Raw genomic sequence first — 23,115 nt, 5'->3', positions numbered from 1 at the left:
ACTAACTCCTTTTTATCTTCTCTGGAACACACACAGTCCGTGCGCAGGTCCCTGCCAGACAGCCGTAAGCACCGGATTATCCTCTCCGGCAAATGGGGGAATGGCATGCCATTCCCCTTCAGGTAAAACGATATCTGTCACCTCAAGCGTGGCGTTTATTGCAATCAGAAAACGGTCTGAAAGCTGGATTTGCATCTGCCTCGGGCCGTTTTGCCACTCATCCGCACTTAAGGGTTGTGCGTACTTATTCAGCCAACGAACATTGCCATCGCCCTCTTCCCACCAGCAATCCCCTGTTAATGCAGGTATTTGCCGGCGCAGATGAATCAGCGCGGCGGTAAATGTGGTTAGCCCACTATTTGCCTGCTGCCAGTCCAGCCACGTTAAGGCGTTATCCTGACAGTAAGCGTTATTGTTGCCGTGCTGGCTATGACCATGCTCATCGCCCGCCAGCAACATCGGCGTCCCCTGGGAGAGCAACAGCGTGGTTAACAGCGCATGAATGCTGTCGCGCCGCCGCTCAATCAGGTCCAGCGTGCCGCCTAATCCTTCTTTACCATGATTGTCGCTGTAGTTATTGCTAGTGCCGTCGCGATTTTCCTCACCATTCGCTTCATTGTGCTTATTTGTGAAGCACACACAGTCGCGTAGCGTAAAACCGTCGTGCGCGGTCACCAGATTGACCGTGGCGCTGGGTTTGCGGCCCTGGCGTTTAAACACATCGCTGGATGCGGCAAAACGCCCGGCAAACTCGCCCAACGAGAGATTACGCTGGAGCCAAAAGCGTCGCGTCGCATCGCGGAAATGGTCATTCCACTCGGCAAACGGTGGGGGAAAATTCCCCACCTGATACCCGCCTTCACCAATATCCCACGGTTCCGCAATCAGCTTAGCGCGTGAGAGCAGCGGACAGTTTTGGATCGCGGTAAACAGCGGCGCATCCTGACGAAACGCAGGTGTACGCCCCATGACGGAAGCCAAATCAAAGCGAAAACCATCCACATGGCAGGTTTCAACCCAGTAACGCAGGCATTCACATGCGTATTCCACAACGCCAGGATGGCTCAGATTTAGGGTGTTCCCACAACCGGTCCAGTTGTAGTAATCGCCATCATCCCTGATCCAATAATAGCTACGGTTATCAATTCCGCGCAGCGAGAAGACGGGACCGTCGAGATCCAGCTCGGCGCTGTGGTTCAAAACGATATCGAGAATGACCTCAATCCCCGCTTTGTGCAGCGCTTTTACCGCGTCGCGAAACTCATCAAGCGCACTCTCTGGCGAGCAGGCATAGGCCGGATGCAGCGCGAACATCGCCACCGGGTTGTAGCCCCAGTAGTTCGACAGGCCCAGCCGCTGAAGTCGCGGTTCGCTGGCAAAATGCGCCACCGGCAGCAGCTCCAGCGCGGTAATGCCGAGACGCTTGAAATAGTCGATCATCACCGGATGACCCAGCGCTTTGTAGGTTCCGCGAATCTCTTCCGGCAGGTCAGGATGCAAATACGTCAACCCTTTGACATGCGCTTCGTAAATCACGGTATTGCCCCACGGCGTGCGCGGCGGGGCATCATCCTCCCAGTCATAATGGTCGGACACCACCACGCCCTTCAGCGCGATGGTGGCATTATCATGGTGATCCGGTTCATTTAGCCCGCCGTGCAGCAGCGGGTTATCTTTTAACTCGCCCTCGACCCGACGGGCGCAAGGGTCGAGCAGCAGCTTGGCTGGGTTAAACCGGTGGCCCTGCTGCGGTTGCCATGGGCCATGGACGCGATAGCCATAGCGCAGACCGGGCCGGGCGTTGGCCAGATAGCCGTGCCAGACATCGCCGCTACGCCCCGGCAGGTCGTAGCGGAGTTCGCAACCGTCCTCGTCAAATACGCATAATTCAACGCGTTCAGCGTGGGCTGAGAAGAGAGTAAAATTAACGCCATGGCCGTCATACGTTGCACCATGGGGGGTGGCGTTGCCGGTTGCCAGTTGCGTCATTCCCCCTCCCGAACCAGCCAGATCGTTGCCAACGGCGGTAACGTGAGGCTCAGTGAATGCTGACGACCATGACTGGCGATTTCATCACTGTGCACCGCACCGCCGTTGCCAGTATTGCTGCCGTGGTAATGCATCGAATCGGTATTGAGGATTTCACGCCATTTGCCCGGCTGGTTAATACCGAAGCGATAGCCATGGCGGGGCACAGGCGTAAAGTTACTGACCACGATGATTTCATTGCCGACCTTGTCACGACGCACGAAAGCCAGCACCGAACGTTCTTTGTCATCCACCACCAGCCACTCAAAGCCATAGGCGTCAAAGTCGAGCTCGTGCAGCGCTTTGTGATGACGATAGGTGAGGTTCAGATCGCGCACCAGACGCTGTACGCCGTGATGCCAGTTATCACCGCCTTCCAGCAGGTGCCAGTCGAGGCTGGCGTCATGGTTCCATTCACGTCCCTGCGCAAACTCGTTGCCCATAAACAGCAGTTTCTTACCGGGGAAGGCCCACATCCAGCCGTAGTAGGCGCGCAGGTTGGCAAACTTCTGCCACGCATCACCCGGCATGCGGTCGAGAATCGATTTCTTGCCGTGCACCACTTCATCGTGCGACAACGGCAGGACAAAGTTCTCGGTGTAGTTGTACAGCATGCCGAAGGTCAGCTTATCGTGGTGATGTTGGCGATAAACCGGATCCAGTTTCATGTAGTCCAGCGTGTCGTGCATCCAGCCGAGGTTCCACTTATACCAGAACCCTAAACCGCCCATGTCCTGCGGTCTTGAAACGCCAGCAAAATCAGTGGACTCTTCCGCCATGCTCACCGCACCAAGCACCTGTTCGCCAAGAATACGGTTGGTATTACGTAAAAACTCAATGGCTTCGAGGTTTTCACGACCACCAAATTCGTTCGGGACCCATTCCCCTTCTTTACGGCTGTAGTCGCGATAAATCATTGATGCCACGGCATCCACGCGCAGCGCGTCGATACCAAAGCGCTCAATCCAGTACAGGGCGTTGCCCACCAGATAGTTGCTGACTTCACGGCGGCCATAGTTGTAGATCAGCGTGTTCCAGTCCTGGTGATACCCTTCTCGCGGGTCGCTGTGCTCATACAGATTAGTGCCATCAAACTCTGCCAGACCAAAATCGTCCGACGGGAAATGGCCCGGCACCCAGTCAAGAATGACGTTCAGCCCCGCCTGATGCGCGGCATTCACAAAATAGCGGAAGTCATCGCGCGTACCAAATCGACGGGTCGGCGCATACATGCCGGTAGGTTGGTAACCCCAGCTACCGTCGAACGGATGCTCGTTAATCGGCAACAGTTCAAGGTGGGTAAAGCCCATCCACTTGGCGTAAGGCACCAGCTGATCCGCCAGCTCGCGGTAGCTCAGCCAGAAGTTGTTATCGGTATGACGACGCCATGACCCCAGGTGCACTTCATAGATAGAGATTGGCGCATCAAACTGGTTGGCTTTTTTACGCTCCTCGCTTTGCACCACTTTTTCCGGCAGACCACAGATAAGCGACGCTGTTTCCGGGCGCATTTGCGCTTCGAAGGCGTAAGGGTCCGCTTTGATTCGCAGCTTACCGTTGGCATCGATCATCTCATATTTATACAGCTGACCATGCTGCGCACCGGGGATAAACAGCTCCCAGATACCGCTTTCTTTGCGCAGGCGCATCGGGTGGCGACGGCCATCCCAGTAGTTGAACTGCCCAACCACTGACACGCGTTGAGCGTTAGGTGCCCAGACAGAGAAGCGCGTGCCGGTTACACCATCCATTGTATCCGCATGCGCACCCAGCGTTTCGTAAGGTCGCAGGTGCGTACCTTCAGATAACAGCCAGGCATCCATATCCTGGATCAGCGGGCCAAAACGATAAGGATCATCAATCAGATTCTGCTGTCCGTGCCAGACAACGGCCAACTGATAGCGAAAGAAATTTTTACGGCGGGGAAGTACTGCACAGAAAAAACCACGAGAGTCGAGGCAATCCAGCTTGCCGACTTTGCGTCCGGTTTTGGGTTCGATCACCCACACTTCGGTGGCGTCAGGTAATAGGGCGCGGACTTCAAGTCCAGCGTCAGTTTGGTACATACCGAGTACGGAAAAAGGATCCGCAAAATGGCCTGCAATTAGCGCATTAATCACGTCTCTATCGATACGAACGGACATGGTTGTCATCCTGTTTTATGGTGTCACCCCTTCCAGCTGATTTTCGACATCAGGTAGCGACACTTTTTTTGACCTGAACGGCGCAGCACAATTGTGCATCCTCTCTGCGTCGTCCCACCTTCAGGCAACAACTTAATACCTCCGGTACTAAGTCACCCTTAAAGAATAGCCAATGCTTTATCTTACTCCCGGTAAAAAATGAAACATCTGCGCTTACTCCTGTATTACGCAAAAAAAAGGGTGACTCAGCACCCTTTGATCATTAACAAACCATTACGCCAGTTGACGTAACATGCGGCGCAATGGCTCCGCAGCACCCCAAAGCAGCTGGTCACCTACGGTAAAGGCTGACAGGAACTCCGGTCCCATATTCAGCTTACGCAGACGACCTACTGGCGTGGTCAACGTGCCGGTAACGGCCGCCGGGGTTAACTCACGCATGGTGATTTCACGATCGTTTGGTACTACTTTCGCCCACGGGTTGTGCGCCGCCAGCAGTTCTTCCACAGTCGGAATAGACACATCTTTTTTCAGTTTGATGGTGAACGCCTGGCTGTGGCAGCGCAGCGCGCCGACGCGCACGCACAGACCATCAACCGGGATCACGGAAGACGTGTTGAGAATTTTGTTGGTTTCCGCCTGTCCCTTCCACTCTTCACGGCTCTGACCGTTATCGAGCTGTTTGTCGATCCACGGAATCAGGCTACCGGCCAGCGGTACGCCAAAGTTATCAACCGGCAGTTCACCGCTACGGGACAGGGTCGTCACTTTACGTTCGATGTCGAGAATAGCAGAGGAAGGGGTCGCCAGCTCCTCGGCCACATGGCCATACAGATGACCCATCTGAGACAACAGCTCGCGCATATGACGCGCGCCGCCGCCGGAAGCCGCCTGATAGGTCGCCACGGAGACCCAGTCGACCAGGTCATTGGCAAACAGGCCACCAAGGGACATCAGCATCAGGCTAACGGTACAGTTACCGCCGACAAAGGTCTTAATACCTTTATTCAGGCCATCGGTGATGACATCCTGGTTAACCGGATCGAGAATAATGATGGCGTCGTCTTTCATACGCAGCGAAGAGGCCGCGTCAATCCAGTAACCCTGCCAACCGCTTTCACGAAGCTTTGGATAGATTTCGTTGGTATAATCGCCGCCCTGACAGGTCACGATGATATCGAGCGCCTTCAGCGCATCCAGATCAAAAGCGTCCTGAAGCGTACCGGTCGCGGTTCCACCGAATGTCGGTGCCGCCTGCCCGAGCTGGGAAGTAGAAAAGAAAACAGGGCGAATGGCGTCGAAGTCACGCTCCTCAACCATGCGTTGCATGAGAACAGAGCCGACCATACCGCGCCAGCCGATAAAACCAACATTTTTCATAGCGTTTTTTTCCTGCAGAGATGTGTGCTGTGTATGTATGCCAGTGTCCTGGTGGCATATCCTTCACCATACAAAATGCAGCCAAAGTCGCAAGTGAAATTAATCAATGATAGCGAAGCCATCAGTAATGCGACTTATCCCGCTGCGCAAGCAAGCAGAAAGTCCGTGGTAATTATCAGGGAATTTGAGTTATGAATGAAATCATTTCAGCGGCAGTTTTATTGATCCTGATTATGGATCCACTCGGAAATCTGCCCATTTTCATGTCCGTATTGAAACATACCGAACCAAAACGCCGCCGCGCGATTATGATTCGCGAGCTGTTCATTGCGCTGTTGGTGATGCTGATATTCCTGTTTGCGGGCGAGAAAATTCTGGCATTTCTTAACCTGCGCGCGGAAACCGTTTCTATCTCCGGGGGCATCATTTTGTTCCTGATCGCCATTAAGATGATTTTCCCCAGCGCCACCGGGAATAGCACCGGGCTTCCGGCGGGTGAAGAGCCGTTTATCGTTCCGCTGGCGATCCCGCTGGTAGCGGGTCCAACAATCCTGGCTTCACTAATGCTGTTGTCGCATCAGTATCCTAATCAGATGGGGCATCTGGTAATCGCCCTGCTGATCGCCTGGGGCGGTACGTTTGTGATTCTGCTGCAGTCGTCGCTGTTTTTGCGTCTGCTGGGGGAAAAAGGGGTGAACGCGCTGGAGCGCCTGATGGGGCTGATTCTGGTGATGATGGCCACCCAGATGTTCCTCGACGGCGTACGGATGTGGATGAAGGGGTGATGTACTCGTTTCACGCCGGGTGGCGGCTTCGCCTTACCCGGCCTACGATGTGGATGTGTGCTCATTTGTAGGCCCGGTAAGCATAGCGCCACCGAGCAATGGTGTTGAAACTGGAAGAACATGGCATTTCAGAGAACGGTTCCGTTCACGTTATGTTCGTTGCTTCTCTGGAGTTTCTTCATCGGTGAACGTGTTAAGGGGGCTACGCAGCCCCCTTAACAATCCCGGCTCTCCGGCAGGAAAATCGATGAGGCGTTGACGGCTGACCGGGTCTGCCCGCAGGGATGCGGGCAGAGGGGACGGCCTGCAGGGACGCAGGCTCGGCCCCGACCCGACAGGCAGACGGAATAAGACGAATAACTCGCGCAGCGACGATTTTCCCGCCGGGAGCCTGGGTTGCAAGGGAGGCGGCGGTGAGCCTCCCTTGCACGTTCACGGGTATCAGCGCTTCAAAGAAATGACACCACTGAGGTGAACGGAAACCTGAGCAATAATCACATGTTCACCCTACATGCTTAACTGAACGGCATTGCGCTGTAATTTCAGGTATTCCTTATGCTTTTAAGTCGCTGATATAACGTATTTTCATTTCTGCGAAGCGCCTTCCGGAATGCCCTCTTGTCAGCATCGTGGATAAGCCTTATCTTCTCGCTGCACCTGCAAAATCAGGTGCCAGAATTAGCCTTCTGAAAATCATACTGGCGACATATACTTCTATGTCGTGCGACCGATTTCGTCTCAATGGCGGGTCGAGCGGGGGCGTCGCAAGACGCGCCGGTATCCAGTATGACCGGTAAGGCTAACTCCGCTCGATTCTGCCACCCGCGAGATTAGCCTCTCCGGTGGTGGTTTAAATAAAACATACTGGAGGCTGCCCTATGGCGACTACCCCTCTCTTTTCACACTCTTTATTTACCCTGCCCTTTAGCCATGCCACGGACTTCACCGAACTGGCGGATAACTGCGAGCGTTTTGTCGAAGGGCTGGTTGAATGCCATGACCCGGTTGAAAAACTGGCGATTTGTGCACGTCTGTCGGCCTGTCTCGCGTTATTGCAACCGACCTTAACGGAGCCTGTACCGCAGCATCTGCAGGCCAGTCTGACGGTAGAAACATTCCCGACCCGTTTTCCCCTTTTCGAGCCTGAGACAGACCAGATGGGGCGTTACTGCCAGCTTTTGACGCATTTACTGATGAGCAAAACGCTTTCTGATGATATGGAGCGAGTAGCGGGTGATTTGCTGCAGGATTTGGTGGGCTATTTCGCCGACACGCTGAAAGCGCCGCGTTGGTTGAAAACCGAGGATGGGGTGATGGTGCTGTAAAAAAGCCGGGTGACGCTTGCGCTTACCCGGCCTACGATGTGGATGTGTGCTCATTTCCAGGCCCGGTAAGCGCAAGCGCCACCGGGCAACAAGACTCAGCTCAACAGCTGGAAGGCAATCATACCGACAATTGCGCCAACCGTACCGAGGATGGTTTCCATCATCGTCCAGGTCTTCAACGTTTGTGCTTCCGTTGCGCCGGTAAATTTACCGAACAACCAGAAACCGGCGTCGTTAACGTGGCTGACCACGATCGAGCCGCCTGCGATACAAATAGACAGTGCCGCCATCTGTGCGCCGGAGAAGTTTAGCTGTTCAATCACCGGCATCACCAGACCGACCGCCGTTAAGCACGCCACGGTCGCAGAACCCTGAATGATACGCACCGCTGCCGCCAGCACGAAGCAGGTAATGGCAATCGGCAGACCCATTCCGGTTAACGCTTCGCCCAGCGCCGGACCGACGCCGGAATCAACCAGCACTTGTTTAAACACGCCACCTGCACCGATCACCAGCAGGATAATCCCCGCCGGTTGCAGCGCATGACCGCAGATCTCCATCACTTTGTCTTTTGGCATACCCTGGCGAATCGCCAGACCATAAATCGCCACCAGACAGGCAACCAGAATCGCGGTAAACGGGTGGCCGATAAACTCAAACCATTCGTAAGTTGAAGAACCAACCGGCACAAAGCGCGCGGCGATGGTTTTCAGACCAACCAATACCAGCGGCAGCAGGATCAGCGACAAGCTAAAGCCGAAGGACGGCATTTTACCTTCGCCCAGATGCGGCTCGGTAATGTCATCAGGAATGTTCAGCTCAACGTAACGGCTGATGAAATTACCCCACAGCGGCCCGGCGATAATCATGCCCGGAATCGCGGCACACAGGCCAATCAGGATCATCCAGCCAAAGTCAGCGTGCATCTGCGAAGCCAGCAACATCGGCGCTGGCCCCGGCAGTAAAAACGCCGCAGCCGCCGCTACGCCTGCAAACAACGGAATGACTAATTTAACCAGGTTGGTACCGGTGTGACGCGCCATCGAGAACGCTACGCTAATCAGCAGCACAATCGCCACCTCAAAGAACAGCGGAAGCGCGCAAATCAGACCGGCCAGGCCAATCGCGTAATGTGCGCGGCTGTGGCCGAAGGATTTCAGCATTTTGACGGCAATTTGATCGACTGCGCCGGTCTCATGCAAAATCTTGCCGAACATCGCCCCCAACGCCACAACAATCGCCAGGAAACCGAGCGTGCCTCCCATCCCTTTTTCCATAGTCGCGGCGATTTTATCGAGCGGCATACCGGAAAAGAGACCTGCACCAATAGACACCACCATCAAAGCAAGGAAGGCGTGCATACGCGCCTTCATCACTAAAAACAGCAGTAATAAAACGGACCCTACTGCTGTTAAAACAAGCGTTAATGTACTCACTACTTACTGCCCTGGTTAATAACCTCAATGGTGCTGGCGACCACACCGTCCAGTGGTTGATCGATATCGACCACCAGTACATCGTTTTCATTCGCACCTGGTTCTTCCAGCGCTTCAAACTGGGTCACCAGCATCTGCGTTTTGAAGAAGTGGCCTTTACGCGCTTTCAGACGGCTTTCGATAACGTCAAAATCCCCTTTCAGATAGATGAAAGAGAGGTTCGGGTTACCGTCGCGCAGCTGGTCGCGATAGACTTTTTTCAGAGCGGAACAGACGATCAGCGAAACCTTGTTGGTACGCTGCATCGCAAAGGCGGCGTCATTCAGCGCCTGTAACCACGGTTTACGGTCATCATCGTTGAGTGGCTCACCAGAAGCCATTTTCATGATGTTGCTGCGCGGATGGAGAAAATCGCCATCAAGAAACGCGGCCTGCAGTTGATGCGCCACTTCGCTGGCGACAGCAGATTTACCGCTGCCCGATACGCCCATCAGAACGTAAACGTGGTGATCATGATTAGTCGTGCTCAAAGCGTTGCCCCCACTGGTACAAGAATCTGGAAATTGTTACGGGTAACTGTTATCGGTAACATTGTCCAGCCGGATAAATAGAGAAGCAATATCCATTCGTGCTCGAAGTGTATAAGTGTGAGCTACTTCAAACTTGTTGGCTTAAATAGATCCGCCCGGTGACAAGGTGAAACCTAAATCTAACATTTTAGGTGTGACTGCTTCACCACGGATGCGCGCCAGCAGGCGTTCAGCACCAATGCTGCCCATGCGTTCACGCGGCGTGAGCACGCTCGCCAGACGCGGCTCCATCACCTGTCCGATGTCGTGACCGTGGAATCCGGCAATCGCCATGTCATCCGGGATTTTTAGCCCTAAACGCTGGCATTCGAAGGCCGCCCCTACCGCCAGGTCATCGTTGGTACAGAAAATGCCGTCGAGCTGCGGGTATTCGCGCCGCGCCTGACGGATGAGTTCAATACCGGAGGAGTAGGAAGAAGACTGTTCCACCATCACGCTGTACGGCACCAGGTTGGCATCGCGCATTGCCTGCTCGTAGCCCCTCTGTTTGATGATAGTACGTTCATCAAGACGTGCGCCAAGATAGGCAACATGACGGTGCCCGCGGGCGATGATAGCGGCAGTCATCTGGCGCGCGGCTTCAAAGTTGTCGAAACCGACGGCGATATCCAGACACGGGGACTGGCTGTCCATCAGCTCAACCACCGGGATACCGGCGACCTCAATCATTTTCAGCGTACGAGGCGTATGGCTACGTTCGGTGAGGATCAGGCCATCGATATTCCACGACAGCATCGATTCCAGGCGCTCTTGTTCCATCTCTGGCTTATAGCCGTAGTGCGCAAGCATAGTTTGATAACCATGGGCGTCGGTGACGGCCTCAATGCCGCGTAACACTTCAGCAAAAACCTGGTTAGTGAGAGACGGTAACAACACGCCGATAGCGCGGCTGGTGGCGTTAGAAAGGATATCAGGAGCGCGATTGGGAATATAACCCAGCTCATCAAGTGCAGCGGCAATTTTGCCCCGCAGCGCCACGGAGACCTGCTCCGGGTTACGCAAAAAGCGACTGACCGTCATTTTAGTCACGCCCACGCGGTCGGCTACATCCTGAAGTACGGGTCTTTTCTTTTTCATCGTCCTGAAGCGTTAAAAAGGGATAGATTCCCCCAGTTTACCACGGACGCATGGAATTAATGACAAACGATGAAAAGCCGGATGTCGACGCTTTCGCGTCTTATCCGGCCTACATCAGGTTCCAGCACGTTAGACAGGCGGCAGATCAAACAGTAACACTTCGCTGTCGCTGTCGGCATGAATAGAAATTGCCTGTTCATCCCAGATTGCCAGACCGTCGCTGGTGGTCGCTTTGGTTCCGTTAATGGTGACGTTGCCTTTAACGACCTGGATCCAGATGCGACGTTCAGCGGCAATCTGATGTACCGACTGCTCATCTTTGACCAGCGCCCAACGGTACAGCTCCATATCCTGGTACACTTTCAGTGAGCCATCGCGGGCATCAGGCGACAGCACCAGTTGTTTACCCTGAGCGGCATCGAAACGGCGCTGTTCATAGCGCGGCGTAATACCGTTTTCCTGCGGCATGATCCAGATCTGATACAGATGCAGCTTCTCAGTATTACTCGGGTTGTACTCCGAGTGACGGATCCCCGTCCCGGCGCTCATAATCTGAAACTCTCCGGCCGGCACCTGCTCTTTGTTGCCCATGCTGTCCTGATGTTCCACCGCGCCTTCCAGCACGTAGGTCAGGATTTCCATGTCTTTATGGGGGTGAGTGCCAAAGCCCTGGCCTGCGTCAATCACGTCATCGTTAATCACGCGCAGTGCCGAGAACCCCATAAAGTTCGGGTCATAGTAGTTGGCAAAAGAGAAGGTATGCCAGGAATCGAGCCAGCCATGATTCGCATGACCGCGGTCGTTAGCTTTGCGTAAATAGATCATTGTGTTCACCCCCAGATGTTTTCGATGGAGTAAGTGTGGACTCAATCCGCCTGGGATCATAGAGGGTGAAAATTGACTCCTCTGTTCAAAAAATATGAATAAACCCAGAGGAGTCTGTGCAGGCTATTTGGCGAGGGTTATCGTCGCCGGAGATGCCTGTTCGAAGGCGCGTTCGAGGATCTCCAGGTTGGTTAGAACTTCAGATTCCTTGACGTAATTAGGCGTACCGGCGGTCAGCGTCTGGTACAGCGCATCATAGACGCGACCGTAATCCCCCACCTCCGGCTTCACCTCTTCTTTTACTGTGATGCCGTCATCGTTGACATACTCCAGCATTCCGATGGAATCATCAGCAGCGAAACCTGGCTCACCCGGCATGATATTGGCCTTCAGACTGGTTTCCTGCTGGTCGATGCCGTACTTCACAAACGAGCCTTTGGTGCCATGAACGATAAACTTCGGATAGTCGATTTTTACCAGGTGGCTGGTTTTGACGATAGCCTTCAGGTCGCCGTAAAACAGCTGCGCTTCAAAGGTATCGTCCGGGTTCGCTTTATTACGCAGGCTGCGGATGTCATAGGCCACATGATCGGGGCGTCCGAACAACGAGATAATCTGATCCATGGTGTGTACGCCCAGGCCATAAAATGCGCCGTCCTGCGGCAGTCCCGGCTTAGTTTCCGCCTCGGGACGGTAGTAATCGAAATGGCTTTCAACCTCAACAATTTCGCCGAGCTTGCCGCTCTCAATCGCCTTTTTGGCGGTAAGGAAGCAGGAATCAAAACGACGATTCTGATACGGCGTAACGGTCAGCCCTTTGCTTTGCGCCAGTTCGAACAGCACTTTTGCTTCTGCCAGCGTCGGCGTGAACGGTTTCTCAACCAGCACGTTTTTACCCGCCTCCAGCGCACGTTTGGCGTAGTCAAAATGGCTGTCAGCATGGGTACAAACGATCACTAACTTCACCTGCGGATCGTTTAAGATCTCGTCGAGGTCGCTGGTGAAGTGAATATGTGAATACTGCGGCGCCTGCTCTTCCGGCCTGGCGTTACGGCGGAAAATGTGCGCGACATGCCAGCTATTTTTGCGGTTGAGGACGTACGGCAAATGGTAGCGAGTGGTACTTTTACCAAAACCAATAAATGCGCAGTGTAAAGTCATGAGACAGTCCTTTTGAAGGTGATTGTCTACACCATAGCGCAAAGCGGCTGGAGACTGAATGTTGGATTCTTTGCCGGATGCGGCGTTGTCTTATCCGGCCTACAAAACCCAGGTCTCAGCCGTAGGCCGGATAAGCGCAAGCGCCATCCGGCATCATCCCGGGGACAAAATGACAAGTAAGCCAGGCTGAAACAAAACCCCAAAAAAAAAGCCAGCAAAAGCTGGCTAAAGTAATACTGGAAGCAATGTGAGCAATGTCGTGCTTTCAGGTTCTCCGTAGGGGTTCCCCTGAACGCAGAGCAATAATAATCATTCTCATTCGCACTTGTCTACTTCTTTTTGCAAAAAAATGCAGTTGACGGAATTTTCTTTCTCAGCGAGGGTAAAGACTCAATTAACCCTGAAGGAGATAAGGAATGAGTGAGATAGTGATACGCCACGCTGAACCGAAAGATTACGACGCAATTCGTCAGATCCATGCCCAGCCAGAGGTGTATCACAACACGCTACAGGTTCCTCATCCTTCCATGGAGATGTGGCAAGAGCGACTAACCGAACGGGTCGGAATCAAACAACTGGTCGCGTGCATTGATGATATCGTCGTCGGACATCTCTGTATTGAGGTCGCGCAGCGCCCCCGCCGCAGCCATGTCGCCGATTTTGGTATCTGCGTTGATGCCCGCTGGCAGAATCGCGGCGTTGCCAGCGCGCTTCTCCGTACGATGATCGACATGTGCGACAACTGGCTGCGCGTCGACCGTATCGAGTTAACGGTGTTTGTTGATAACGAACCTGCTGTTGCGGTCTATAAAAAGCATGGCTTTGAGATCGAAGGGACAGGTAAGAAATACGGCCTGCGCAACGGCGAGTACGTGGATGCGTATTTTATGGCACGCGTGAAATAAATTTAAGGGCGAGTCTTATCGCCCTGTTTATTGAAAGGACGCAATAGTGAAAAAGTTTGTTCCCCTGGTTTTACTGGCCTCGCTCTCCCCAGCTTTTGCCACTACCGTACAAAATCTCGATGCCGTACCCGGCGCTATCCAACATACTGAAGGTAAACAGATTTTTGCTGAGCAAATGGCAGGGGCAACACCTGCGAAAGGATTTGGTGAACTTCCACAGGGATTATCAGAGAACCAGTGGATTGGCTGGGTTGCGCCGAACGAAAATCCTAATAATCTGATCCTCACTGGCGCCAAAGCCTGGAGAAAAGACGGGAAATACATTGGCGTCGCCTGTTTTGCTGACAATCAGGCCGATGCCGGGCAGGCAAAAAAGTACGCGGATAACACCTGTCCGGAAAACTACAACAACGGACGCGCCAATAAATTATATCTCGGCGTTTTCTCCTGGCAGAACCAACAGCTGCAGCCGATTGCCCGCTCGGAAAAACCATTAAACCAGATCTCAGCGTGGAATAAAGCTGCCGAGAAAGAGAGCGATGATGAGTCCGTCAGACCGCTGGCTTATTATACAAAATTGGATCTGGCACCGTACCGGATCGCTCCCGATACTCTGGCGTTCGGGGTGCGCGGTGGCTACTCCGATGCCTACTCCGGCGGCGGGGCGTTTTATGAAGTGCTGGAACTCTACACCATCAAAGACAGCAAGATAATCAACGTGTTTTCTGACCTTGTTTATTACTATTCGGATATCGCCGGAGACTGGAATAAAGACGGCACAAGACAGCACGACATCAGCGAGAGTAAGTACATCCTGAAATTGCGGTCGGCAAAGACGCAGGGATTTTATGATTTAGAGGTCGTGAACCTGCAGGATAAAAGCAGCCAAATATTTCACTGGTCTGAATCACTGCAACAGTATGTTCCTTAAGGAACTAATAAGACCTGCAACGTTCAGAAGGCTGTAGGTCATTATCCTTAATTTCCCCGTCGTTACATGCAAAAGCGGAATTGCCATCCAATCCTGGCATAAAGTTGTTGATTGCAGTCCATCGCCTCCGCCGTCATCTTCAGGCGTAACAACCACCTGAATCATATGGTTATTTTACTTACTATCTTCATCGCTATTTATCTTAACTTTAATAATATTAATATTACATTTTTGTTTTTTTTTGGTTTCTGCCATCACTTTATGGTGACAATCACAACAATATACTTCCCCTGGGACTAACTTAACCACGGTGAGGTAAAAAATGAAATTTGAACGCCATCATAGAATATTGAAAGAAATCAGTATTTCGGGAGTTGTAAAAGTTTCAAATCTGGCGAAAAGTCTCAAGGTAACAAAGGAAACTATTCGCTCAGATCTCAATGAACTTGCCGGACAGGGATATCTCACTCGCTGTCATGGTGGTGCATTTATTACCCTTGACTCTCTTGATAACGTTGCAAAAAACGAAATTGCTTATGTGCTGGAAAAATATGAATCAGCGCAGAAAATAAAAAAAGGTCTCTCTGCCATGAAGAATAATGTATGTGTTATTGGCTCGTTCAATGTTGATATTATCAGTTACCTACCGAGGCTCCCCTCGACAGGCGAATCATTACTTGCCGATAAATTTATTTTTTCGCCCGGAGGTAAAGGATGCAATCAGGCATTAGCTGCAAGCTATGCCGATTCTGATGTGCATTTTATTACTAAAGTAGGGTCAGACCATTTCAGTGATTACGCCATTAATTTTATAAACTCATCAAAAATCCATAAAAGCGTTATCTATCAGACCAAAGAAACACAAACAGGTACAGCTACTATTATGGTGAATGGAGATACCGGGGATAACGTCATCGCTATCTACCCCGGTGCTAACATGACAATTTCCCCTGATGAAATCACCATACAAAAAGAAGCCATCGTTCATTCAGATATTGTTCTCGTACAACTGGAGACAAATTACGAAGCGCTTCACCAAACCATTCGTCTCGCACAGAAAAATGATATCCCTGTCATTATAAATCCAGCACCATACAATGAAATGGTCAATACCATTATTGATAATATTGATTATATCACGCCAAATGAAACCGAAGCGGGTCTGTTGGCAAACATGTCCGTCAATGATATTGAGTCGGCAAAAAGTGCGGCAAAGATTATTCATCAGAAAGGCGTCAAAAATACCATTATCACCCTAGGGAGCAAAGGCTCCCTCGCTTATGACGGAACACAATTCATCTATTCTCCGGCATTCCCGGCAGTTGTAAAAAATACCGCAGGAGCGGGTGATGCCTTCAATGGTGCACTCGCATCTGGCCTTGCTAAAGGAAAATCACTGGCATCTGCATTGTGCTACGCCAGTGCATTCGCCTCGCTTGCTGTTGAAACACCCAATGCCTCTGACATGCCAGAAAACGAATCCGTTCTTCATCGCATTCAAGGTTCGCATTACAAACAAACTATCTCGACTCACTAAATCAAGGAGCAGACTATGAATAATACACAGAAAAAACTAAAGGTGCTCTTTATTGGAGAATCCTGGCATATTCACATGATCCATTCAAAAGGCTATGACAGTTTTACCTCCAGTAAATATGAAGAGGGTGCCACATGGTTACTGGAATGCTTAAAGAAAGGCGGAGTAGAAGTTGATTACATGCCTGCTCACACCGTGCAAATCGCATTTCCAGAAAGCATTGATGAGCTAAACCGTTACGATGTCATTGTCATTAGCGATATCGGCAGCAATACGTTTCTGTTGCAAAACGAGACGTTCTATCAGCTAAAAATAAAGCCCAATGCTCTGGAATCAATTAAAGAGTATGTCAAAAATGGTGGTGGACTGCTCATGATTGGCGGCTATCTGTCATTTATGGGTATTGAGGCAAAAGCTAATTACAAGAACACCATTCTTGCCGAGGTTTTGCCAGTTATTATGCTTGACGGCGATGACCGGGTAGAAAAACCAGAAGGTATCTACGCTGAGGCTATTTCCCCTGAACATCCTGTCGTTAACGGATTCACCGACTACCCGGCATTTCTTGGATATAACCAGGTTGTCTCTAGAGAAGATGCCGATGTTGTCTTAACAATAAATAATGACCCGCTGTTAGTGTTTGGTGAATACCAACAGGGTAAAACCGCCTGCTTCATGAGCGACTGTTCGCCGCACTGGGGAACACAGCAATTTATGTCCTGGTCGTTTTATACCGACCTGTGGGTTAACACGCTTCAATTCATCGCCAGAAAATAAAAAACAATGGAGTAACGAAAGTTACTCCTTTTATAAAATATAAGGATTGATGTATGAACAAGAATAAGTACTCAACCCCCTTACTGATGCTTGCAACTATCTTAGCCGGTATGCTTTCCCCTATGCAGTCTGCCGTTAATGGGCAATTGGGACACTGGTTGCAGGATGGAAATGCTTGCGCAGTAATCTCGTTCGCCAGTGGTCTGGTCGTCATGTTTTTTATTATTATTGCGCGCAAAGAAACACGCCAGCAATTCGCGTCGATCCCAGCTCTGATAAAAACGCGGAAAATCCCTTTGTGGAATTGGTTTGCCGGATTATGCGGGGCGATGGTTGTATTTTCGGAAGGGGCATCAGCCAGCGCGTTGGGCGTTGCCACGTTTCAAACTGCATTAATTTCCGCCCTCCTCCTTTCCGGCCTGCTGTGCGACCGTTTTGGTGTCGGTGTGGACGAGAAGAAATACTTCACGCCATGGCGCGTTACTGGCGCATTGTTCGCTGTTATTGCCACGATTTTTGTCGTGTCACCACAGTGGCATTCAACCTCCTTTATCCTGCTCGCTATCCTTCCATTTTTGGCAGGATTACTCGCTGGCTGGCAGCCCGCTGGAAATGCCAAAGTTGCCGAGGCAACGGGCTCTATGCTGGTTTCCATTACCTGGAACTTCATCGTCGGCTTTTGTGTGCTGGGCGCTGCGCTGGCGATACGTGTCGCATTAGGTCATGTCACCGTCCAGTTACCCGATACGTGGTGGATGTATCTCGGTGGCCCGCTGGGTCTGCTGTCCATCGGGCTGATGGCGATTCTGGTCAGAGGCTTAGGGCTGTTGATGCTCGGTGTTGCTTCTACCGCGGGTCAATTGCTTGGCTCAGTGTTGATTGATGAACTTATCCCGTCACTGGGTAATACGGTCTATCTGGTCACGATCATTGGGACGCTGTTTGCGCTAATAGGCGCAATTGTTACCACCATCCCCGAATACAGAGCATCCAAAATGGCGCAAAAAATGGAGGTGTCAGGATGAAAGGTTTCCTGCAAACCGTGACAGGCCCAGTGGCGCACACGGATATGGGTCTGACGCTACCGCATGAGCATCTGTTTAACGATTTATCATCGGTTGTTGACGAACCGCATTATGAATTCTCACAGCAACTCGTGGGGAAAAAGGTCAGCGCTGATCTGCAGTGGGGATTGAAACATGATCCCTACTGCTGCGCCGATAACATGGACAGAAAGGAAATTGATGATGTCATCTTTGAAATCAACAACTTTATGTCACTGGGAGGCAGGACGATTGTCGACGCGACAGGTTCTGAATCTATCGGTCGAGATGTCTTGTCATTGCGAGAAGTGGCATTAAAAACCGGTTTGAACATCGTAGCTTCATCAGGACCTTATCTGGAGAAGTTTGAAAGTGCCAGGATCCACAAACCTGTCGAGTTGTTAGCCTCACTTATTGATAAGGAACTGAATCAGGGGATAGGCGAGACGGATATTCGCGCCGGCATGATAGGTGAAATTGGCGTATCACCCGCTTTTACGCAGGCGGAACGCAACAGTCTGCGAGCGGCTTCTCTGGCACAACGTAATAATCTTCATACTGCGATGAATATCCATATGCCAGGGTGGCTGCGGCTGGGTGATGAGGTGCTGGATATTGTCCTTGAAGAGATGAACGTCTCTCCGGCAAAAGTCTCGCTGGCGCATTCAGATCCTTCGGGAAAAGATGTTGCCTATCAACGAAAAATGCTCGATCGCGGCGTATGGCTTGAATTTGACATGATTGGCCTGGACATCACTTTCCCAAAAGAAGGTATCGCCCCAGGCGTTCAGGAAACCGCAGATGCGGTAGCACATCTGATTGAATTGGGTTACGCCGATCAGATAGTTTTAAGCCATGATGTTTTTCTCAAACAGATGTGGGCAAAAAATGGGGGGAACGGTTGGGGATTTGTCCCGAATGTTTTCCTCGCCTATCTGGCCGCCCGTGGAGTAGACAACGATACTCTACGCAGGCTCTGTATTGATAACCCAGCGAGGTTGCTCACGGCATAGCCAACAAAACGCCCGGTGCCTGACACCGGGCTATTAATCAAAAATCAGTATCCCGCCGTTAAATCATCCACGGAACGCGGGTCAGATGCGCCATACAGTGCACCATCCGGTCCTACCATAATGCTCTGCGTGCTGCCCATCGCTTCCTTCAGCGCGACTTTCTGCCCTTTCTGCTCCAGCAGCTTAATGGTGTCCGGGCTAAACCCTTTCTCAACGCGCAGTTCATCGGGCAACCACTGATGATGGAAGCGCGGCGCGTTGGTCGCTTCGGCGACGTTCATTCCAAAATCAATGCTGTTGACTACCATTTGCAGCACGGTGGTGATGATTCGGCTCCCGCCAGGGCTGCCGGTAACCAGCCAGGTTTTCCCGTCTTTTACCACGATAGTCGGCGACATTGATGACAGCGGACGCTTCTTCGGCCCAACCGCGTTAGCATCGCCACCCACCAGCCCATAAACGTTCGGCACGCCCGGTTTGGCGGAGAAATCGTCCATTTCGTTATTAAGCAGAATGCCGGTGTTACCCGCCACAATCCCGGTGCCGAAGGTGGTGTTCAGGGTATACGTCACCGCCACGGCATTACCGTCTTTATCCACCACCGAGAAATGGGTGGTCTGATTGCTTTCATACGGCGCGAGCTTGCCAGGTTTGATCTGGCTGGAAGGCTTAGCCTTGTTGATATCAATTTGATCGGCAAGCGATTTGGCATAGGCTTTATTGGTCAGCGCCTGCCACGGTACTTTCACAAAATCCGGGTCGCCCAGATACTCCGAGCGGTCGGCGTAGGCATATTTCTCCGCTTCAGCCATTACCTGCATGGCATCAGCGCTGCCAAACCCGTACTTCTTCATATCGAAGTTTTCGAGAATATTGAGGATCTGCACAATGTGAATACCGCCAGAGGACGGCGGTGGCATCGAGAAGACCTGATACCCGCGATAGTCGCCGCTAATCGGCGTACGCTCCACGGCTTTATAGCTGGCTAAATCCTCTTTGGTCATCAACCCGCCGTTTTTCTGCATTTCCCCAGCTATCTGTTCGGCAATTGCCCCTTTATAAAACGCATCCGGACCGTTCTCGGCAATCATCTCCAGGCTTTTCGCCAGGTTCGTTTGCACCAGCTTGTCGCCCTTTTTCAGCGGCTCGCCGTCTTTCCAGAAAATGGCTTTGCTGTTCTCGTGATTAGGGAGCACTTCGCTGCCATAGGTTTTCAGATCGTCGGCCAGCGCGTCGTTAACCACAAAGCCTTCTTCCGCCAGCTTCATCGCCGGGCGCACGACTTTGTTCAGCGGCATCGTGCCGTATTTCTCCAGCGCCAGCGAGAAACCCGCCACGGTACCCGGCGTACCGGATGCCAGATGCGACGTTAGTGACTTTTTCGCATCGGCGTTGCCCTGTTCATCGAGGAACATGTCGCGGGTCGCGCCAGCGGGAGCCATTTCACGAAAATCGATCGCCGTGGTGTTACCGTCTTTGGTACGCAGCAGCATAAACCCGCCACCGCCCAGATTGCCCGCCTGCGGATGCGTCACCGCCAGCGCGTAGCCAACGGCTACAGCGGCATCAACGGCATTCCCGCCCTGTTTCAGAATATCCACCCCAACCTGGGTGGCTAAAGCATCTACGGAAGCCACCATCCCCTGTTGCGCGCGAACGGGATGGAACACATCTTCCTCGACACCGTAGGATACCGGCGGTGGCGCAGCCGGCGCGGCAGCAACGCTAAAACAACTTCCTGAGAGCAGAGCAGCAATGGCTACCCGGCGTAAAAACGTCGGTTTTATCATCGTTATTCTCCAGATGTACGGGGGTCTGCCCCCACTAAGCCTGGTGCATAACTCTGAAATAATCATCGTAACGGCGAGAAAGGAGTAAACTTAAATGATCCCCGAGAGGAGAAAAGCGATGAAACGACTCTTACTTTTAGCCATGCTCTTGCCGTTTGCAGGCTTTGCACAGCCCATCAACACCATGAATAACCCGAATCAACCCAGTTATCAGATCCCGAGCCAGCAGCGTATGCAAACCCAAATGCAATCACAGCAGATTCAGCAGAAAGGGATGCTCAACCAGCAGTTGCAAACGCAGACGCGCATGCAGCAACAGCATATGGAAAACCAAATCAACACGAACACCCAGCGCGTGCTGCAGTCTCAGCCGGGCGAGTTGAATCCTGGACAGCAGCAAATGCTGCCTAACAGTAACGGTGGGATGTTGAGTGGAACCCGTAATCCGGACAGCTCGCTCAATAAGCAACATATGCTGTCGGAGAAAAAGAACGGCGACATGCTGAAGCCCTCCAGCACGCCGCAGCCTAACGTTCCGTTAAAAACGATTGGGCCTTAACAGGGTTGGAAATCCGGACCAATCGTATCAATGGCATCGGTACAGATGCAGTCCACCCCCCAGCGCAGCAGTTCCGCCGCGCGCTGGGGTCGGTTGACGGTATACACCAGAATACGTAGCCCCGCATCGCGCAGCGCATCCACGCGCGCCTCATCCAGCAGCTTATGATTAAGATGAATAGAGACGCAGCCAAGCCGCGTGGTCAGCTCACGCCAGTCCTCGCGCCATTCATCCAGCAGCAAACCTCTCGGCAGTTCAGGCACCGCCTGCTGCGCCGCTTCTAGCGCATCAATTTCAAAGGATGACAACAGTGGTGGCGTCATTCCCGCCCACAATTCACGCGCGGCCAGCGCCACGACCTTCCCGGTGAGCGCCCCCGTCCCGGTGGTGGGTTTGATCTCAATATTTGCCATCATGCCGTGCTGGCGACAGCGCTCAGCAACTTGCGAGAGCAGCGGCAACGGTTCGCCTTTAAACTCACCGCTAAACCAGCCGCCGGCGTCCACGCGCAATAGATCCTGCCAGTTCAATTCGCCAGCCACGCCCCAGCCGTTGCTGGTGCGTTCCAGGTTGTCGTCATGCAGTAAGAAGATCTCACCGTCTTTCGACAATTTAGCGTCAAACTCAATCATGGTATGCCCGTATCGCGCCCCCACGTCGATCGCCGCCAGGGTATTTTCCGGGGCTAACTTACCGCCGCCGCGATGGGCGACAATATGGGGGTAAGGCCAGTTATTCATACGCGTTGTCCTGTTTCGCCATCAAAAAGATGCAGATGATGTTCTGGCAGATGCAGCCACAGCGTACTGCCTGCCGTCGGGCGATGCTGATGCGCCAACCGCACCACCAGCTTTTGCTCACCCCAACGTCCATGTGCCAGATTATCCGCACCCAGCATTTCCAGCGTGTCGACGACCAGCGGCACGCCGCCTTCGGCCTGCGAGCTTAGCGCAATATGCTCCGGGCGGATACCCAGCGTCATGTTACGCCCAATACACTCCCTGGCGCTTCTGCCAATGGGCAACGTCATGCCGCCCTCCAGCTCAAAATGGGTACCCGTAGCGCTGATGCGCCCATCGAGCAGATTCATCGCCGGGCTGCCGATAAAGCTCGCCACAAAGCGGCTGGCGGGTTTTTCATACACCTCAACTGGGGTACCGATTTGCTCGGCAATACCTTTGTTCATTACCATTACCCGTTGGGCGAGGGTCATCGCTTCAACCTGATCGTGCGTCACGTACAGCGAGGTGGTTTTCAGTCGGCGATGCAAATGTTGTAACTCCAGACGCATCTGTACGCGCAGCTTGGCATCAAGGTTAGAAAGCGGCTCATCGAACAGGAATACCGCCGGGTCACGTACAATCGCTCGTCCCATCGCTACGCGCTGGCGCTGGCCGCCGGAAAGTTCGCGCGGACGACGTTTGAGCAGCTCACCCAGCTCGAGAATACGTGCCGCCTCTTTTACCCGCTCAGCAATGTGTTCCTTGCCCATCCCGCGGATTTTCAGCCCCCAGGCCATGTTTTCTTCCACGCTCATATGCGGGTAGAGAGCATAGTTTTGAAAGACCATCGCAATGCCGCGATCCTTCGGCTCCATCTCGGTGACGCGTTTATTATCAATCCAGATATCGCCGCCGCTTACCCGTTCAAGCCCGGCCACCATCCGCAGCAGCGTAGACTTACCGCAGCCGGATGGCCCAACCATCACAATAAATTCCCCGTCCGCGACGTCCAGCGTCAACGGTTTAATCACCTGGGTTTTGCCGTCCCAGCTTTTGGTTACTGCCTGTAGTTTTAAACCAGCCATTT

Annotated in this window: 20 protein-coding genes; 9 read left to right on the top strand and 11 right to left on the bottom strand. The window is 52.5% G+C overall.

What is annotated here, in order from left to right; genetic code table 11:
• Window positions 1-12: 12 nt before the first annotated feature.
• The 3 genes from glgX to asd all read right to left on the bottom strand — a co-directional run bounded on the left by glgX (window position 13) and on the right by asd (window position 5,552).
• Window positions 13-1,989, bottom strand: coding sequence for a glycogen debranching protein GlgX (gene glgX, locus OGV85_RS12010; protein WP_061547467.1), 1,977 nt, complete (start codon window positions 1,987-1,989; stop codon window positions 13-15).
• Window positions 1,986-4,172: a 1,4-alpha-glucan branching enzyme gene (gene glgB, locus OGV85_RS12005; protein ID WP_061547466.1), complete on the bottom strand. Its 2,187-nt coding sequence runs from the start codon at window positions 4,170-4,172 to the stop codon at window positions 1,986-1,988. Before glgB ends, glgX begins: the two co-directional genes overlap by 4 nt.
• Window positions 4,173-4,445: 273 nt before the next feature.
• Complete coding sequence (gene asd / locus OGV85_RS12000; RefSeq protein WP_003837862.1) at window positions 4,446-5,552, bottom strand: aspartate-semialdehyde dehydrogenase; 1,107 nt, start codon at window positions 5,550-5,552, stop codon at window positions 4,446-4,448.
• A 191-nt stretch (window positions 5,553-5,743) separates the two neighbouring features.
• Between asd and yhgN the strand changes: the two genes are divergently transcribed.
• Both yhgN and OGV85_RS11990 read left to right on the top strand, forming a co-directional pair.
• Entirely contained in the window at window positions 5,744-6,337 is a 594-nt protein-coding gene (gene yhgN, locus OGV85_RS11995) for an NAAT family transporter YhgN (protein WP_003023480.1), read from the top strand.
• 878 nt (window positions 6,338-7,215) lie between these two features.
• Window positions 7,216-7,662, top strand: a complete 447-nt coding sequence (locus OGV85_RS11990) for a lipoate--protein ligase family protein (RefSeq protein ID WP_003023478.1) — start codon at window positions 7,216-7,218, stop codon at window positions 7,660-7,662.
• Window positions 7,663-7,757: 95 nt separating this feature from the next.
• Here OGV85_RS11990 and gntU read toward each other — a convergent pair whose 3' ends face one another.
• The 5 genes from gntU to OGV85_RS11965 all read right to left on the bottom strand — a co-directional run bounded on the left by gntU (window position 7,758) and on the right by OGV85_RS11965 (window position 12,751).
• Window positions 7,758-9,098: a gluconate transporter gene (gntU, locus tag OGV85_RS11985; protein WP_003023477.1), complete on the bottom strand. Its 1,341-nt coding sequence runs from the start codon at window positions 9,096-9,098 to the stop codon at window positions 7,758-7,760.
• Entirely contained in the window at window positions 9,098-9,628 is a 531-nt protein-coding gene (gene gntK / locus OGV85_RS11980) for a gluconokinase (RefSeq protein ID WP_003023475.1), read from the bottom strand. Before gntK ends, gntU begins: the two co-directional genes overlap by 1 nt.
• A gap of 141 nt (window positions 9,629-9,769) precedes the next feature.
• A complete protein-coding gene (gene gntR / locus OGV85_RS11975; RefSeq protein ID WP_003023473.1) occupies window positions 9,770-10,765 on the bottom strand; it encodes a gluconate operon transcriptional repressor GntR in 996 nt (331 codons plus the stop codon).
• 129 nt (window positions 10,766-10,894) lie between these two features.
• Window positions 10,895-11,590, bottom strand: a complete 696-nt coding sequence (yhhW, locus tag OGV85_RS11970; protein ID WP_046671274.1) for a quercetin 2,3-dioxygenase — start codon at window positions 11,588-11,590, stop codon at window positions 10,895-10,897.
• 123 nt (window positions 11,591-11,713) lie between these two features.
• On the bottom strand, window positions 11,714-12,751 hold the full coding sequence (locus OGV85_RS11965; RefSeq protein WP_003837856.1) for an oxidoreductase: 1,038 nt from the start codon (window positions 12,749-12,751) through the stop codon (window positions 11,714-11,716).
• Between the two features lie 416 nt (window positions 12,752-13,167).
• Here OGV85_RS11965 and yhhY point away from each other — a divergent pair, with 416 nt between their 5' ends.
• The 6 genes from yhhY (at window position 13,168) to OGV85_RS11935 (ending at window position 18,957) form a co-directional block, all read left to right on the top strand.
• On the top strand, window positions 13,168-13,656 hold the full coding sequence (gene yhhY / locus OGV85_RS11960) for an N-acetyltransferase (protein ID WP_003023469.1): 489 nt from the start codon (window positions 13,168-13,170) through the stop codon (window positions 13,654-13,656).
• Window positions 13,657-13,702: 46 nt separating this feature from the next.
• Window positions 13,703-14,587 (top strand): hypothetical protein, encoded by an 885-nt coding sequence (locus OGV85_RS11955; RefSeq protein WP_061547465.1) that lies wholly within the window; start codon window positions 13,703-13,705, stop codon window positions 14,585-14,587.
• A 322-nt stretch (window positions 14,588-14,909) separates the two neighbouring features.
• Entirely contained in the window at window positions 14,910-16,124 is a 1,215-nt protein-coding gene (locus OGV85_RS11950; RefSeq protein WP_003023466.1) for a PfkB family carbohydrate kinase, read from the top strand.
• Window positions 16,125-16,139: 15 nt separating this feature from the next.
• Entirely contained in the window at window positions 16,140-16,901 is a 762-nt protein-coding gene (locus OGV85_RS11945; protein ID WP_003023464.1) for a glutamine amidotransferase, read from the top strand.
• Between the two features lie 53 nt (window positions 16,902-16,954).
• On the top strand, window positions 16,955-17,926 hold the full coding sequence (locus OGV85_RS11940) for a DMT family transporter (RefSeq protein WP_003023463.1): 972 nt from the start codon (window positions 16,955-16,957) through the stop codon (window positions 17,924-17,926).
• The gene (locus OGV85_RS11935) at window positions 17,923-18,957 is read left to right on the top strand and encodes a phosphotriesterase family protein (protein WP_061547464.1); all 1,035 of its coding nucleotides are present in this window, start codon (window positions 17,923-17,925) and stop codon (window positions 18,955-18,957) included. The genes OGV85_RS11940 and OGV85_RS11935 overlap by 4 nt, the downstream gene beginning before the upstream one ends.
• A 44-nt stretch (window positions 18,958-19,001) precedes the next feature.
• Here the strand turns inward: OGV85_RS11935 and ggt are convergent, their stop codons facing one another.
• On the bottom strand, window positions 19,002-20,747 hold the full coding sequence (gene ggt, locus OGV85_RS11930) for a gamma-glutamyltransferase (protein WP_003023458.1): 1,746 nt from the start codon (window positions 20,745-20,747) through the stop codon (window positions 19,002-19,004).
• 118 nt (window positions 20,748-20,865) lie between these two features.
• On the opposite strand from ggt, the gene OGV85_RS11925 reads away from it, so the two are divergent.
• Window positions 20,866-21,306: a DUF2756 family protein gene (locus OGV85_RS11925; protein WP_061547463.1), complete on the top strand. Its 441-nt coding sequence runs from the start codon at window positions 20,866-20,868 to the stop codon at window positions 21,304-21,306.
• Here the strand turns inward: OGV85_RS11925 and ugpQ are convergent.
• Together ugpQ and OGV85_RS11915 are read right to left on the bottom strand one after the other, a co-directional pair.
• Window positions 21,303-22,046 carry a glycerophosphodiester phosphodiesterase gene (ugpQ, locus tag OGV85_RS11920; RefSeq protein ID WP_057063378.1) on the bottom strand — a complete coding sequence of 248 codons (744 nt, stop codon included), beginning with the start codon at window positions 22,044-22,046 and terminating at the stop codon, window positions 21,303-21,305. The two genes, OGV85_RS11925 and ugpQ, sit on opposite strands and share 4 nt — an antisense overlap.
• Window positions 22,043-23,113, bottom strand: coding sequence for a sn-glycerol-3-phosphate import ATP-binding protein UgpC (locus OGV85_RS11915; protein WP_003837845.1), 1,071 nt, complete (start codon window positions 23,111-23,113; stop codon window positions 22,043-22,045). Before OGV85_RS11915 ends, ugpQ begins: the two co-directional genes overlap by 4 nt.
• Window positions 23,114-23,115: the final 2 nt, after the last annotated feature.

The sequence above is a fragment of the Citrobacter sp. Cf132 genome, from assembly GCF_030333885.1.
In the GTDB taxonomy this organism is placed as follows: Bacteria; Pseudomonadota; Gammaproteobacteria; order Enterobacterales; family Enterobacteriaceae; genus Citrobacter; species Citrobacter freundii.
The sequence above is the reverse complement of the archived record's forward strand: the minus strand, read 5'-3'. Positions and strand labels throughout refer to the sequence as shown.

Coding starts and splice junctions, on each gene's coding strand:
- glgX (WP_061547467.1), bottom strand. CDS start 1,989: ATGACGCAACTGGCAACCGGCAACGCCACCCCCCATGGTGCAACGTAT.
- glgB (WP_061547466.1), bottom strand. CDS start 4,172: ATGTCCGTTCGTATCGATAGAGACGTGATTAATGCGCTAATTGCAGGC.
- asd (WP_003837862.1), bottom strand. CDS start 5,552: ATGAAAAATGTTGGTTTTATCGGCTGGCGCGGTATGGTCGGCTCTGTT.
- yhgN (WP_003023480.1), top strand. CDS start 5,744: ATGAATGAAATCATTTCAGCGGCAGTTTTATTGATCCTGATTATGGAT.
- OGV85_RS11990 (WP_003023478.1), top strand. CDS start 7,216: ATGGCGACTACCCCTCTCTTTTCACACTCTTTATTTACCCTGCCCTTT.
- gntR (WP_003023473.1), bottom strand. CDS start 10,765: ATGAAAAAGAAAAGACCCGTACTTCAGGATGTAGCCGACCGCGTGGGC.
- yhhW (WP_046671274.1), bottom strand. CDS start 11,590: ATGATCTATTTACGCAAAGCTAACGACCGCGGTCATGCGAATCATGGC.
- OGV85_RS11965 (WP_003837856.1), bottom strand. CDS start 12,751: ATGACTTTACACTGCGCATTTATTGGTTTTGGTAAAAGTACCACTCGC.
- yhhY (WP_003023469.1), top strand. CDS start 13,168: ATGAGTGAGATAGTGATACGCCACGCTGAACCGAAAGATTACGACGCA.
- OGV85_RS11950 (WP_003023466.1), top strand. CDS start 14,910: ATGAAATTTGAACGCCATCATAGAATATTGAAAGAAATCAGTATTTCG.
- OGV85_RS11945 (WP_003023464.1), top strand. CDS start 16,140: ATGAATAATACACAGAAAAAACTAAAGGTGCTCTTTATTGGAGAATCC.
- OGV85_RS11940 (WP_003023463.1), top strand. CDS start 16,955: ATGAACAAGAATAAGTACTCAACCCCCTTACTGATGCTTGCAACTATC.
- OGV85_RS11935 (WP_061547464.1), top strand. CDS start 17,923: ATGAAAGGTTTCCTGCAAACCGTGACAGGCCCAGTGGCGCACACGGAT.
- ggt (WP_003023458.1), bottom strand. CDS start 20,747: ATGATAAAACCGACGTTTTTACGCCGGGTAGCCATTGCTGCTCTGCTC.
- OGV85_RS11925 (WP_061547463.1), top strand. CDS start 20,866: ATGAAACGACTCTTACTTTTAGCCATGCTCTTGCCGTTTGCAGGCTTT.
- ugpQ (WP_057063378.1), bottom strand. CDS start 22,046: ATGAATAACTGGCCTTACCCCCATATTGTCGCCCATCGCGGCGGCGGT.
- OGV85_RS11915 (WP_003837845.1), bottom strand. CDS start 23,113: ATGGCTGGTTTAAAACTACAGGCAGTAACCAAAAGCTGGGACGGCAAA.